The 13679-nt window shown below is 72.0% G+C and carries 15 protein-coding genes; 8 read left to right on the top strand and 7 right to left on the bottom strand.

From position 1 onward, the window contains the following. The first annotated feature begins 140 nt into the window (after positions 1-140). On the top strand, positions 141-320 hold the full coding sequence (locus AQI95_RS48685; RefSeq protein ID WP_079071000.1) for a hypothetical protein: 180 nt from the start codon (positions 141-143) through the stop codon (positions 318-320). A 25-nt stretch (positions 321-345) separates the two neighbouring features. Here the strand turns inward: AQI95_RS48685 and AQI95_RS02705 are convergent, their stop codons facing one another. The 3 genes from AQI95_RS02705 to nth all read right to left on the bottom strand — a co-directional run bounded on the left by AQI95_RS02705 (position 346) and on the right by nth (position 3390). Then, entirely contained in the window at positions 346-1545 is a 1200-nt protein-coding gene (locus tag AQI95_RS02705; RefSeq protein WP_067116542.1) for a MarP family serine protease, read from the bottom strand. A 117-nt stretch (positions 1546-1662) separates the two neighbouring features. Next, positions 1663-2358: an NUDIX hydrolase gene (locus AQI95_RS02700; protein WP_067117046.1), complete on the bottom strand. Its 696-nt coding sequence runs from the start codon at positions 2356-2358 to the stop codon at positions 1663-1665. A gap of 54 nt (positions 2359-2412) precedes the next feature. Then, positions 2413-3390 (bottom strand): endonuclease III, encoded by a 978-nt coding sequence (nth, locus tag AQI95_RS02695; protein WP_067116540.1) that lies wholly within the window; start codon positions 3388-3390, stop codon positions 2413-2415. A 275-nt stretch (positions 3391-3665) separates the two neighbouring features. Here nth and AQI95_RS02690 point away from each other — a divergent pair, with 275 nt between their 5' ends. The 5 genes from AQI95_RS02690 to AQI95_RS02670 all read left to right on the top strand — a co-directional run bounded on the left by AQI95_RS02690 (position 3666) and on the right by AQI95_RS02670 (position 8490). Further along, complete coding sequence (locus AQI95_RS02690) at positions 3666-4340, top strand: Crp/Fnr family transcriptional regulator (RefSeq protein ID WP_018547939.1); 675 nt, start codon at positions 3666-3668, stop codon at positions 4338-4340. A gap of 214 nt (positions 4341-4554) precedes the next feature. Beyond that, positions 4555-5379 carry a nucleotidyltransferase domain-containing protein gene (locus AQI95_RS02685; protein WP_067116537.1) on the top strand — a complete coding sequence of 275 codons (825 nt, stop codon included), beginning with the start codon at positions 4555-4557 and terminating at the stop codon, positions 5377-5379. A 165-nt stretch (positions 5380-5544) separates the two neighbouring features. Beyond that, entirely contained in the window at positions 5545-6990 is a 1446-nt protein-coding gene (locus AQI95_RS02680) for an alpha/beta hydrolase (protein ID WP_067116534.1), read from the top strand. 103 nt (positions 6991-7093) lie between these two features. Further along, positions 7094-8008: an RNA polymerase sigma-70 factor gene (locus AQI95_RS02675; RefSeq protein ID WP_067116532.1), complete on the top strand. Its 915-nt coding sequence runs from the start codon at positions 7094-7096 to the stop codon at positions 8006-8008. 14 nt (positions 8009-8022) lie between these two features. Further along, positions 8023-8490, top strand: coding sequence for an SRPBCC family protein (locus AQI95_RS02670; RefSeq protein ID WP_067116528.1), 468 nt, complete (start codon positions 8023-8025; stop codon positions 8488-8490). Positions 8491-8527: 37 nt separating this feature from the next. Here AQI95_RS02670 and AQI95_RS02665 read toward each other — a convergent pair whose 3' ends face one another. The 4 genes from AQI95_RS02665 to sp36 form a co-directional block, all read right to left on the bottom strand. Then, complete coding sequence (locus AQI95_RS02665; protein WP_067116525.1) at positions 8528-9367, bottom strand: MBL fold metallo-hydrolase; 840 nt, start codon at positions 9365-9367, stop codon at positions 8528-8530. After that, complete coding sequence (locus AQI95_RS02660; protein ID WP_067116522.1) at positions 9364-10248, bottom strand: NUDIX hydrolase; 885 nt, start codon at positions 10246-10248, stop codon at positions 9364-9366. Before AQI95_RS02660 ends, AQI95_RS02665 begins: the two co-directional genes overlap by 4 nt. 88 nt (positions 10249-10336) lie before the next feature. Continuing rightward, a complete protein-coding gene (locus tag AQI95_RS02655; protein ID WP_067116519.1) occupies positions 10337-10801 on the bottom strand; it encodes a RidA family protein in 465 nt (154 codons plus the stop codon). Next, positions 10798-10959 (bottom strand): Sp36 family protein, encoded by a 162-nt coding sequence (gene sp36 / locus AQI95_RS46260; RefSeq protein ID WP_003975360.1) that lies wholly within the window; start codon positions 10957-10959, stop codon positions 10798-10800. Before sp36 ends, AQI95_RS02655 begins: the two co-directional genes overlap by 4 nt. A gap of 144 nt (positions 10960-11103) precedes the next feature. On the opposite strand from sp36, the gene bagA reads away from it, so the two are divergent. Next, positions 11104-12081, top strand: coding sequence for an ATPase BagA (bagA, locus tag AQI95_RS02650; protein WP_067116516.1), 978 nt, complete (start codon positions 11104-11106; stop codon positions 12079-12081). Continuing rightward, positions 12078-13553, top strand: coding sequence for an ATPase BagB (bagB, locus tag AQI95_RS02645; protein ID WP_067116513.1), 1476 nt, complete (start codon positions 12078-12080; stop codon positions 13551-13553). Before bagA ends, bagB begins: the two co-directional genes overlap by 4 nt. Positions 13554-13679 lie beyond the last annotated feature (126 nt).

Genomic DNA, 13679 nt, shown 5'->3' with positions numbered 1-13679 from the left:
ATCGCGCTGTGACGGGTTCGATGCGTGGAGTATCCGGATCGTGAACACTTGTCCCTCGAACGGCCACATGCCTGCCGCATAGGCCAATTGGGCGGCGCTCAGGCGGTTATCGACCTTCGGGCAGGGGCACACGTCGGGGTATGGGCTGGACGCACGACTACAGTGACGCACCCCGCAACCGCCGCTCGACCTCGGGTCCGAGCACGCCTCAGCGAGGCAATCCACAACTCGCGGAAGGGGACCTCCGCGTGGGGATCCCGCGCATCCTGCGCCGCCGGGCCCGCTGGGTCTCGGTGCGCCTGCGTCACCCGCGCGGCTGAACCCGCGGCACCTCCTCCCGGAGGGTCACAGGGCGCAGCTGTCCGTACCCACCTGCTCGTTCGCCGTACGTCCCCGCTCGACGTCGGGCTGGATCTCGTCCGCCGTGAGCGCGTAGCCGGTCTCGGCGTCGTCGAGGGACTTGGCGAACACCACGCCGTACACCCGGCCGTCGGGGGTGAGCAGCGGGCCGCCCGAGTTGCCCTGACGGACGGTCGTGTACAGCGAGTAGACGTCGCGGCGAACGGTGCCACGGTGGTAGATGTCCGGGCCGTTGGCCGTGATGCGCCCGCGCACACGCGCGGCGCGCACGTCGTACGAGCCGTTCTCCGGGAAGCCCGCGACGATCGCGCCGTCACCGCCGGCCGCGTCGGCGGGGGAGAACCTCAGGGCGTGCGCCCTCAGGTCGGGCACGTCGAGCACGGCGATGTCGCGCTTCCAGTCGTACAGGACGACCTTGGCGTCGTACCTGCGGCCCTTGCCGCCTATCTGCACGGTGGGCGCGTCGACGCCGCCGACGACATGCGCGTTGGTCATGACCCGGCGGTCGGCGAAGACGAAGCCGGTGCCCTCCAGGACCTTGCCGCAGCTCTCGGCGGTCCCGGTCACCTTCACGATGGAGCGCTGGGCGCGCAGGGCGACCTGGCTGTTCGCGAGGGCCGGGTCGGGCGGCTGGACGTCCTTGATCGGCTCGTTGTCGAACGGGCTGAAGACCTGCGGGAAGCCGTTCTGCGCGAGGACGGAGGAGAAGTCCGCGAACCAGGTGTCGGCCTGCGCGGGCAGCGCCCGGGAGACACCGAGGAGCACCTTGGAGCCGCGGACCTCCTTGCCGAGCGTGGGCAGGGTGGTGCCGGCGAGGGCGGATCCGATCAGCCAGGCCACCAGCAGCATCGCGACGACGTTGACCAGGGCGCCGCCGGTGGCGTCCAGGGCGCGGGCCGGGGACCAGGTGATGTACCGGCGGAGCTTGTTGCCGAGGTGGGTGGTCAGGGCCTGGCCGACGGAGGCGCAGACGATGACGACGACCACGGCGACCACGGCGGCGGTGGTGCCGACGTCCGCGTTGTCGGTCACGGCGTCCCAGATCACGGGCAGCGCGTACACCGCGACGAGGCCACCGCCCAGGAAACCGATCACCGACAGGATGCCGACGACGAAGCCCTGGCGGTACCCGACGACCGCGAACCACACCGCCGCGACCAGCAACAGGATGTCCAGCACGTTCACTGCTTGAGGCCTCGCCTACTCACTCCGGTCCCCACAGCTCGGACGGGGGTCCGGCCCGCCACGCGGTGGCAAGAGGACAGGGTGTCCCCCGGGAAAGACAGCACGGTGGACACCCTGTCATGACCGCCAGTCGAGTGGGACCTGCTTCTCCCTGTCCCAGGGGCGCTCCCAGCCCGCGAAATGCAGCAGGCGGTCGATCACTCCGGCCGTGAATCCCCAGACCAGGGCCGATTCGACCAGGAATGCCGGGCCTCGGTGTCCGCTGGGGTGGACGGCCGTGGCGCGGTTGGCGGGGTCCGTGAGATCCGCCACGGGGACGGTGAAGACCCGCGCCGTCTCGTTCGGATCGACGACGTCGACCGGGCTGGGCTCGCGCCACCAGCCGAGCACGGGCGTGACGACGAAACGGCTGACCGGGATGTACAGCGCGGGCAGCACACCGAAGAGCTGGACGCCGGACGGGTCGAGGCCGGTCTCCTCCTCGGCCTCGCGCAGCGCGGCTCTGAGCGGTCCGTCGGTGTGCGGGTCGCCGTCCTCGGGGTCGAGCGCGCCGCCAGGGAAGGACGGCTGCCCGGCGTGCGAGCGCAGCGAGCCGGCGCGCTCGATCAGCAGCAGCTCCGGGCCGCCCTCGCCCTCGCCGAACAGGATCAGCACGGCCGACTGCCGGCCCGAGCCGTTCTCCGGCGGCAGGAAGCGGCTCAGCTGGATCGGCTCGACCGTCTCGGCGGCCCGCACCACGGGTGCCAGCCACTGCGGGAGCCCCTCCTTGCTGAGTGCCACCGCGCCGCCCCGCGTCTCACTGGCCTTCGCCATCGCCACCCCCGTCGCTCAGTCCGTCCAACGCCCGAGGGCCCCGAGATCGTTCCGTCACGCGGCCCCCAGTGGCGGGGCCGCCTTGCCGCCCGCGTCCAGGTAGGCCTGCGGGGGCTTGAGCCGCTGGCCGGGGAAGCCGCCCTTCTCGTACTTCAGGAGCTTTTGCGCCTTCTCGGGGTCGGTCTCGCCCTCGCCGTAGGCCGGGCAGAGCGGCGCGATCGGGCAGGCGCCGCAGGCGGGCTTGCGGGCGTGGCAGATCCGGCGGCCGTGCCAGATCACGTGGTGGGACAGATCGGTCCAGTCGCTCTTCGGGAACAGCGCGCCGACGGCGGCCTCGATCTTGTCGGGATCGGTCTCGTCCGTCCACCGCCAGCGCCGCACCAACCGCTGGAAGTGGGTGTCGACGGTGATCCCGGGCCGTCCGAAGGCGTTGCCGAGCACGACGAAGGCGGTCTTGCGGCCGACGCCGGGCAGCTTGACCAGGTCCTCCAGCCGCCCCGGCACCTCACCGCCGAAGTCCTCGATCAGGGCCCTGGAGAGCCCTATGACGGACCTGGTCTTGGCCCGGAAGAACCCGCAGGGGCGCAGGATCTCCTCGACCGCTTCCGGATCGGCGGCGGCCAGGTCCTCGGGGGTCGGGTACGCGGCGAAGAGCGCGGGGGTCGTCTGGTTGACGCGCAGGTCGGTGGTCTGGGCCGACAGCACGGTGGCGACCAGCAGCTGGAAGGGGTTCTCGAAGTCCAGTTCGGGGTGGGCGTACGGATACACCTCGGCCAGCTCGCGGTCGATACGGCGGGCACGGCGGACCAGGGCGGTGCGGGACTCCCGCGCCGCGGGCTTCGCGGCGGCCTTCTCGGCGGGCGCGGCCGCCTTCGTGGCCTTCTCGGCGGGCGCCGCCTTCTTCGCGGCCCTCTTGACGGGCACGGCCTTCTTGACGGGCGCCGCCTTCTTCGCGGGCACAGCCTTCTTCGCGGCGACCCTTTTTACCGTTTTTCCGGTTTTCTCACCATCGCCGGAGCTCTGTTCGCCCACAGCGGAAACGCGACGTACATCCACCCGCTAAGCCCCCTAGGCCTGTGCTCTCACCGGCGATTTGGACACCCGGCCAGCCTAAAGCCCGGCACCGACATCCGCTCCGGACCCGGAAGATCGGCCCCCGATTGGACCCCTGACGCTTACCTCAGGACACCTGTGCGGCATCCTTGTGACAGATCACACTGTTTGGACCGTCCGGCAAAATGGGGAACACGGTCCCCTGGCACACGGGGGAGCAAGATCCCCTGAGCAGGTCTACAAGGAGAGAACTCGTGGACGACGTTCTGCGGCGCAACCCGCTCTTCGCGGCTCTCGACGACGAGCAGTCCGCGGAGCTTCGCGCCTCCATGAGTGAGGTGACCCTCGCACGCGGCGACTCCCTGTTCCACGAGGGCGACCCCGGGGACCGGCTGTACGTCGTCACCGAGGGCAAGGTCAAGCTGCACCGCACCTCCCCCGACGGCCGCGAGAACATGCTCGCCGTCGTCGGCCCCGGCGAGCTGATCGGTGAGCTGTCGCTCTTCGACCCGGGCCCGCGCACGGCCACCGCGACCGCGCTGACCGAGGTCAAACTGCTCGGTCTCGGCCACGGCGACCTCCAGCCCTGGCTGAACGCCCGCCCCGAGGTGGCCACCGCGCTGCTGCGCGCCGTCGCCCGCCGTCTGCGCAAGACCAACGACGCCATGTCCGACCTGGTCTTCTCCGACGTCCCCGGTCGCGTGGCGCGCGCCCTGCTGGACCTCTCGCGGCGCTTCGGCGTGCAGTCCGAAGAGGGCATCCACGTCGTTCACGACCTCACGCAGGAGGAGCTGGCCCAGCTGGTCGGTGCCTCGCGCGAGACCGTGAACAAGGCGCTGGCGGACTTCGCCCAGCGCGGGTGGCTCCGCCTGGAGGCGCGCGCGGTCATCCTGCTGGACGTGGAAAGGCTCGCCAAGCGCTCCCGCTGAGGCCCCTGGCCGAACACTCGCCCAAAGGTCCCTGACCGAGCGCTCGCGCTGGGGTCCCTGGGTGAGTGCGCTCCAGCCGGGGTCCCCCGGGGGGGCGGCCGCCCCCCGGACCCTGCTTCGGGCCGGACCGGCGCCGGACGCCGGACGGGGTGTCCGGTCGGCGCGCGCACGAAATTCGGGTGTCCGCCGGTGCCGCAGGCGGCACAGTGGCCCCATGCCCGAACCGCCCGTCCCGCACGGCCTCGACGACCAGGGCTTCATCGCGCGCGAAGGCTCCCTCGCGCGCGTGCCCGTCGTCTTCCGCCCAGCCGTCGCCGCAGCGCGCGACCGGCTGCTGGATCTCTTCGGGGCGCGGCTGCACAGCGCCTACCTCTACGGGTCGATCCCGCGCGGCACCGCGCGCGTGGGCCGCAGCGATCTGGACCTGTTCGTCGCGCTGCGGGAGGAGCCCACCGACGCCGACCGGGAGGCCGTACGGGCACTCGGTGAGGCCGTCGACAAGGAGTTCCCGCAGGTCGACGGCGTCGGCACGCTGCTGTACGGCCGAGGCCGGCTGCTGAGCGAGCTGGAGCGGTACAACCTGGGCTGGTTCGTGGCCTGTCTGTGCACCCCGCTGCTCGGTGACGACCTCGCCGAGTATCTGCCGCGCTACCGTCCCGACTCCCTGCTCGCCCGCGAGACCAACGGCGACCTGGCCCTGCGGCTGCCCCGCTGGCGGGAGCGGATCGCGGACGCCGAGGACTCCGAGGAGGCCCGGCGCCCCCTCGTGCGCTTCATGTCCCGGCATCTCGTCCGCACCGCCTTCACCCTCGTCATGCCCCGCTGGAACGGCTGGACCAGCGATCTGAGCGAGATGGCCGAGGTGTGCGGCGCCTACTGCCCCGAGCGGGCCGAGCAGCTGCGCACGGCGGCGCGGTACGGCCAGGAGCCCGTCGGCGATCCCCAGGTGCTGCGGTCGTACGTGGACGACCTCGGGCCCTGGCTCGCCGAGGAGTACGCGCGCGTGCACGGCGTGAAGGCGCCACGTCCGCAGGACTGAACGGATCCCCCGGATCCGCTTCCAGGTCGGCCGGAACACGCTCCCGTCGCAGGACAACCCTCCCGCCCTCCGCCTCATCTTGCCTGCGGCAGCTGCGAATCGACCGGAAGGCAGCAGACAGACGTGACCCGCCCAGCATCTCCCCTCCTCCGGCGCGGCGCGGCCGTGACCTCCGCTCTCGCGCTCGTGGCCCTCGCCGGACCGCAGGCGGCCCACGCGGCGCCGGCCGCCGCGCACACCGGCCCCGCGGCCCTGCACTGGTCCACCTGCCCCGCGGGCTCCCAAGCGCCGCGCGGCACGTACTGCGCCACCCTCAAGGTGCCCCTCGACTACGCCAGGCCGGGCGGCCGGCAGATCACGCTCACCCTGTCGATGATCGGCGATCTCAACGCCCCGCGCACCCTCGTGGTGAACCCCGGCGGGCCGGGCGAACCGGGCATCGGCACGGAGAAGTTGGTGTGGGCCTCGTTGCCCGAGAAGGTCGGCGCGGCGTACAACGTGGTCAGTTTCGACCCGCGCGGTGTCGGTGCCAGCACCCCCGTCTCCTGCGGGGACACGACGAAGCTGATCAAGCATCCGGCCACGCCGGCGACCCCCGTGAACGCGGCCCAGGAACAGGCGCGGCGCACGGTCGCCCGCAAGGTCGCCGGGCAGTGCTCCGCGCACGCCGAGGACCTGCTGCCGTACATGACCACCGCGAACGCGGCCCGCGACATGGACCGGATCCGCGGCGCGTTCCACCGCGACAAACTGGACTACCTCGGCTACTCGTACGGGACGAGGCTCGGCGCGACGTACGCGACGCTGTTCCCCGCGCACACCGGCCGCATGATTCTGGACAGCGTCGTCGATCCGACGGTTTCCACCTACGGCGCGCAGTTCGAGCAGGATCCGGCGCTCCAGCACCGGGCCGACCAGTTCTTCGCGTGGGCGGCCGACAAGGACGCGACCTACCACCTGGGCACCAGCCGGGCGAAGGTGTCGGCCACATGGGACGCCGTCCGCAGGAACCTGGCCGCCCACCCCGCCGGCCGCCGCGCGGGCAGCGCCGAGCTGGACGATCTGCTCGCCTCCGCCATGTACACCGACCAGTTCTGGAGCGACGTGGCCCAGAACGTCTCGGACTACCGGCGTGGGGACGCGAGCGGTCTGCTCGGCGCGACCGACCAGCTGGCCTCCGGCGCCGTGGACCCGGCCCGGCTCGCCTACAACTGCGTGGACGACGCCTGGCCCCGCGACTGGGCGGCCTGGCACCGGGACACGGCGGCCGCCGCCCGCAAGGCCCCGCTGTTCGCCTGGCTGAACACCTGGTACAGCGCGCCCTGCGCGTACTGGAAGGCCCCCGCGACCAAGCCCGTGAAGATCGGTTCGGTGAAGGTGCCGCCGATCCTGCTGCTGCAGGCCGAGGACGACCCGGCGACCCCGGTCGTGGGCGCGCGGCGCATGCAGAAGGCGCTGTCCGCGTCCCGTCTCGTCGTCGCGGGCGGCGGCAACCACGGCCAGTACCTGTTCGACGGGAACGCGTGCATGGACCGCGCCGGCAACGGCTATCTGCTCACGGGGAAGCTGCCGGCCGCGAACGCCACGTGCCCGGCGTCACCGGCGCCGTAGGCCAGGGCCCCGCTGCTGTGACGCAGGTCACGGCAGCGGGGTGTCACGGTTTTCCGCGCCGACGTGTCCCATCGCCGTCCGAGCAGAGGAGCCGAGCCCGATCATGGCCGAGGACGCCTTCACCGAGCACCGACCGCTGCTGTTCACCATCGCCTACGAGATGCTGGGCAGCGCCGCCGACGCCGAGGACGTGCTGCAGGAGAGCTATCTGCGCTGGCGCGAGGTCGACCCGGCCACGGTCGCGCACGCGCGCGCGTACCTGGTCCGCACGGTGACCCGGCAGGCGCTCAACCACCTGCGCGCGGCCAAGTCGCGGCGCGAGGAGTACGTCGGCACCTGGCTGCCCGAGCCGATCCGCACCGCGCCCGAGGTCGCCGACGACGTGGTCCTCGCCGAGTCGGTGTCGATGGCCATGATGCTGGTCCTGGAGACGCTGAACCCGACCGAGCGGGCGGTGTTCGTCCTGCACGACGTGTTCGGCTACACCCACGGTGAGATCGCCGCCGCGATCGGCAAGGCCGAGGCCACCGTCCGGCAGATCGCGCACCGCGCGCGCGGGCACGTGCACGCGCGCCGCCGCCGTTTCGAACCCGATTCCGCCTCCACCGGGGAGATCGCCGAGCGGTTCCTGCGGTCGGCGGCGGACGGCGACGTGCAGGCCCTGATGGATCTGCTCGCACCCGACGTGGTGGCGATCGCCGACGGCGGCGGGAAGGTCAACGCCGTCCGCCGCCCGGTCGTCGGGCGCGCCGAGGTCGCCCGGTTCGTCCTCGGCGTGTACCGCACCAGCGCGACGACGGCCCGGATCGAACCCGCCCGCTACAACGGCATGCCCGCGGCCCGGTTCCTCACCGGCGGCGCGCTGGACTGGCTGGTGGCGTTCGAGATCCGGGACGGACGGGTCACCGGCCTCTACGGCATGCGCAACCCGGACAAGCTGGATCGCGCCGAAGTCGTGCGACCGCTGGACAGAGGGCCGCTCGGCACCGGACCGCTCGACACAGAGGCACTCGGCTGAGGAGGCCGGCAGGTATGGAGACCATGACCGTGGAACGCGTCATCGCCGCCCCGATCGAGGACGTGTTCGCCTGGCTCACGACGACCACCCACTACACGGCCTCGCCGCTGGTACTGCGCTGCCGGCTGGCTCGGCACGGCCGGGGCGCGCCCTACGGCGTCGGCGCGATCCGCGACCACCTCTGGCTGATCGGCTGGTTCCGGGAGCGCGTCAGCGTGTACGAACCGCCGTACGCCACGGAGTACGTGGTGGAGCGCAGTCTGCCCCCGGCCCGGCACGAACTCGGGCGGATGACGTTCATCGAGACGGACGGCGGCACCCTGGTCCGCTGGACGACCCGGGCGGAGATCCCCCTCCCGCTGCTCGGCCGCCCGCTCACCCGCTTCCTGGCCCGCCCGATCATCACCCGCACCTTCGGCAACATTCTGGAGGCCGCCGAGAAGGCGCTGACCGGCCCGAACGCGAATTCGCCGACCCGGTAGGCGCCAGCGACCCGGTAGGCGCCGGCGAGCCTGCGGCTCACATCGGCTGGATCAGGCCGTGCTCGCTCAGGTAGTCCAGCTGGGCCCGTACGGACAGTTCCGCCGCCGGCCACAGGGAGCGGTCCACGTCGGCGTAGACGTGGGCGACGACCTCGGCCGGGATGCGGTAGCCGTCCTCGACCGCGGTCTCCACCTGGGCGAGCCGGTGGGCGCGGTGGGCGAGGTAGAACTCGACGGCGCCCTGGGCGTCCTCCAGGACCGGCCCGTGCCCCGGCAGGACCGTGTGCACGCCGTCGTCGACCGTCAGGGAGCGCAGCCGCCGCAGCGAGTCCAGGTAGTCGCCCAGACGGCCGTCGGGGTGCGCCACGACGGTCGTACCGCGCCCGAGGATGGTGTCGCCGGTCAGCACCGCCCGGTCGGCCGGGAGATGGAAGCACAGCGAGTCCGCGGTGTGTCCGGGGGTCGGTACGACCCTCAGCTCCAGGCCGCCGACGGTGATCACGTCCCCGGCGGCCAGGCCCTCGTCGCCCAGGCGCAGGGCCGGGTCGAGGGCACGCACGCGTGTGCCGGTCAGTTCCGCGAAGCGGACGGCGCCCTCGGCGTGGTCGGGGTGGCCGTGGGTGAGCAGGGTCAGGGCTATCCGCTTGCCGGCCTTCTCGGCCATGTCCACGACCGCGGTCAGATGGCCGTCGTCCAGGGGGCCCGGGTCGATCACGACGGCGAGATCGGAGTCGGGCTCGGCGACGATCCAGGTGTTGGTGCCGTCCAGGGTCATCGCGGAGGCGTTGGGCGCGAGGACGTTGACGGCCCGTTCGGTGGCGGGGCCGGAGAGCACCCGGCCGCGGGGCTGGCCCGGCAGGGCGCTTGCGTCGGTCATGCGGGGCCTCCACCGGTGGTCGTCTCGTCCGTCGGGATGTGCTTGGTGAACTCCTCGTGCCCCGGCCAGGCCAGGACGATCTCGCCGTCCACGAGCCGGGCACGGGCCATCACGGGAGTCATGTCGCGCGCGGGCGCGGCCGTGAGCGCGTCGGCCGCGCGGTCGTACGGCATCAGCTGGCGCAGCGTGGCGATGGTGGGCGGCATCATCAGCAACTCGCCCTTGTCGTAGCCGGCGGCGGCCTCACAGGGGCGGATCCACACCGTGCGGTCGGCCTCCGTGGAGGCGTTGCGGGTGCGCTGGCCCGTGGGCAGGACGGCCACGAAGAACCAGGTGTCGTAGCGGCGGGCCTCGAACTCCGGGGTGATCCAGCGGGTCCAGGCGCCCAGCAGGTCCGAGCGCAGCACCAGGCCGCGGCGGTGCAGGAAATCGGCGAAGGACAGCTCGCGCGCGACCAGCGCGGCCCGGTCCGCCTCCCAGTCGTCGCCGGTGGTGTCGCCGACGACCGAGTCCGCGTCGGGCCCGGCGAGCAGCACGCCCGCCTCCTCGTACGTCTCCCGTACGGCCGCGCAGACGATCGCCTGGGCGCCCGACTCGTCGACGCCGAGCCGCTCGGCCCACCACGCGCGCGTGGGGCCCGCCCAGCGCACCAGACGGTCGTCGTCGCGCGGGTCGACACCGCCCCCCGGATACGCGTACGCGCCTCCGGCGAAGGCCATGGAGGCGCGTCTGCGCAGCATGTGGACGACCGGGCCGGACTCGGTGTCCGCCAGGAGCAGGACCGTGGCCGCGCGCCGGGGGGACACCGGGGTGAGGGCGCCGTCCGCGAGCGCCCGGATGCGGTCCGGCCACTCCGCGGGATACCACTGACCGTTCGCCATGGGCGGAGGCTATCCCGTGCACGGCGAATGTTCGAGAGGTGCCCGAGGTCAGCGAGGGTTCCGCCGGGTCAGCGGGGGTTCCGCGGGATCACGGGGCGAGTTCCACCTGGATCTCGACCTCCACCGGCGCGTCCAGCGGCAGCACCGCGACGCCGACGGCGCTGCGGGCGTGCACACCCTTGTCGCCGAGGACCTCGCCGAGCAGTTCGCTGGCGCCGTTGACGACACCGGGCTGCCCGGTGAAGTCGGACGCGGAGGCGACGAAGCCGACGACCTTCACCACGCGCGCGATGCGGTCCAGGTCACCGGTGACGGACTTCACGGCGGCCAGCGCGTTCAGCGCGCAGATCCGGGCCAGGTCCTTGGCCTCCTCGGCCGTGACCTCGGCGCCCACCTTGCCGGTGACCGGCAGCTTGCCCTCGACCATCGGCAGCTGACCTGCGGTGTAGACGTACACGCCGGACCGGACGGCCGGCTGGTACGCGGCGAGCGGCGGTACGACCTCCGGCAGGGTCAGTCCCAGTTCGGCCAGCTTGGCCTCGACCGCGCTCATGCCTGCTTCTCCCGCTTCAGGTAGGCCACGAGCTGCTCGGGGTTGTTGGGCCCGGGCACGACCTGGACGAGCTCCCAGCCGTCCTCGCCCCAGGTGTCCAGAATCTGCTTCGTGGCATGGACGAGCAGCGGCACGGTTGCGTATTCCCACTTGGTCATGGGGCCGACTGTAGCCGCTGCGGACAGCGGGGAAGGCGGCCGACCACGGCCGACGACGTCCACAGGGCGGGTGGCTTCGAGTGTGACCACCGTTATCCACAGCCTCGGGCGTGCCCGTCGGCCGGACTGGTTAGTCTCGAAGGCGTGAGCAGGCTCCAGGTCGTCAGCGGCAAGGGCGGGACCGGAAAGACGACGGTCGCCGCCGCATTGGCACTGGCCCTCGCGACCGAGGGGAAGCGGACGCTTCTCGTGGAGGTCGAGGGCCGGCAAGGCATCGCACAGCTCTTCGAGACGGAGGCGTTGCCGTACGAGGAAAGGAAGATCGCGGTCGCCCCCGGGGGCGGCGAGGTGTACGCCTTGGCCATAGACCCCGAACTGGCCCTTCTGGACTACCTCCAGATGTTCTACAAGCTCGGCGGGGCGGGCCGCGCCCTGAAGAAGCTCGGCGCGATCGACTTCGCCACCACCGTCGCGCCCGGCATCAGGGACGTCCTGCTGACCGGCAAGGCGTGCGAGGCCGTGCGCCGCAAGGACAAGAAGGGGCGGTTCGCGTACGACTACGTCGTCATGGACGCCCCGCCGACCGGCCGCATCACTCGCTTCCTGAATGTGAACGACGAGGTGGCGGGCCTCGCGAAGATCGGTCCGATACACAATCAGGCGCAGGCGGTGATGCGGGTGCTGAAGTCGCCGGAGACGGCGGTGCACCTGGTGACGCTGCTGGAGGAGATGCCGGTCCAGGAGACCGCCGACGGCATCGCCGAACTCCGCGCGGCACGGCTTCCGGTGGGCCGGGTCATCGTGAACATGGTCCGGCCGCAGGTGCTGGACGCGGCCGACCTGGAACTCGTCGGGACCGTGAAGCGTTCATCGGTCGCACAGGCGTTGTCGGCGGCGGGGCTCGGCGGGGCCCGGCGCGGCGGGAACGCGGAGAAGCTGGTGGACCCGCTGCTGCGGCAGGCGGCGGAGTACGCCGAGCGGTACGCGCTGGAGCAGGAGCAGCGCGGAGCCCTCGGCGAGCTGGGCCTTCCGCTGGGCGAACTGCCGCTGCTCGCCGAGGGCATGGACCTGGCGGGTCTGTACGAACTCGCCACCGAGTTGCGGAAGCAGGGGTTGTCATGAGTCCGGACCCGGCCGAGGCACAGGAGACGGCCGAGGGGCGGGGGTCCGCGAAGGAGCGGTCGTCCGCCGAGGGGCGCGAGCAGGGCCGCCGCCTGTCCCCCGCACGCGTGCTGGACGTCGATCCGCTGCTGGACGACCCGAAGACCCGGATCGTGGTCTGCTGCGGCTCGGGCGGGGTCGGCAAGACGACGACCGCGGCGGCCCTCGGCCTGCGGGCGGCCGAGCGGGGCCGCAAGGTGGTCGTCCTCACCATCGACCCGGCCAGGCGGCTGGCCCAGTCGATGGGCATCGACTCCCTCGACAACGTCCCGCGCCGGGTGAAGGGCACCGAGGATCAAGGGGAGGCATCGGGCGGCGATGCGGCCGAGGGCGGTGGCGGGCGACGGGCCGGCGGCGAACTGCACGCCATGATGCTCGACATGAAGCGCACCTTCGACGAGGTCGTGGAGGCGCACGCGGACCCCGAGCGGGCGGCCGCGATCCTGGCGAACCCATTCTACCAATCGCTCTCGGCGGGCTTCGCGGGCACGCAGGAGTACATGGCGATGGAGAAGCTGGGCCAGCTGCGCGCGAAGGACGAGTGGGACCTGATCGTGGTCGACACCCCGCCGTCCCGCTCCGCGCTGGACTTCCTGGACGCGCCGAAGCGGCTGGGCTCCTTCCTGGACGGCCGGCTGATCCGCCTGCTGACCGCTCCGGCCAAGCTCGGCGGACGCGCGGGGATGGCCTTCCTCAACGTCGGCATGTCGATGATGACCGGCACCCTGGGCAAGCTGCTGGGCGGTCAACTGCTCAAAGACGTGCAGACCTTCGTGGCCGCGATGGACACCACCTTCGGTGGTTTCCGTACGCGTGCCGACGCCACGTACAAACTGCTCCAGGCGCCCGGTACGGCGTTCCTGGTGGTCGCTGCCCCGGAGCGGGACGCGCTGCGCGAGGCGGCGTACTTCGTGGAGCGGCTGGCCGCGGAAGAGATGCCGCTGGTGGGTCTGGTGCTGAACCGGGTCCACGGCAGCGACGCGGGCCGGCTGTCGGCCGAGCGGGCGCTCGCCGCCGCCGAAAATCTTGAGGACCCCCGCATTGTGGATCAGGGGGGCGGGAAAGCTGGACTTCGTAACTCTCCCGAGTCATACGGCAGTTCGCGATCTCCCGCATCCGAGACATCCGACGCATCCGAGACCGCAACCGACGCCACAGCTTCCGAGGAAGGCTCCCCCGCCGACACGGAGCGCCCTGTCGACCGGCTCACCGCGGGACTGCTGAGACTGCACGCCGATCGCATGCAGCTGCTCGCGCGCGAGCAGCGCACGTGTGACCGTTTCACCGCCCGCCACCCCGAGGTGGCGGTGGTCGAAGTACCCGCACTGCCCGGCGACGTCCATGACCTCACGGGCCTGCGCGACATCGGCACCCGACTGGCAGCGGGCGCGACGGAGCGGACAGACGCGACGGAGCGGAGAGAGCCGACATAGCAGGCCGAATCGGCACAGTCGCGAGCGCGCGCAGGGCGAAAGTCGACTCGTACGCACGGGGTTGGCACACGCGCGCACGGCATACGAGACGCGGCATGTCCCGCGTCCCGGGCGTGTACCCACTCG

It is taken from the genome of Streptomyces yokosukanensis, assembly GCF_001514035.1.
Taxonomy (GTDB): Bacteria; Actinomycetota; Actinomycetes; order Streptomycetales; family Streptomycetaceae; genus Streptomyces; species Streptomyces yokosukanensis.
Note: the sequence above shows the minus strand (reverse complement) of the source record. Positions and strands in the feature narration are given on the sequence as shown.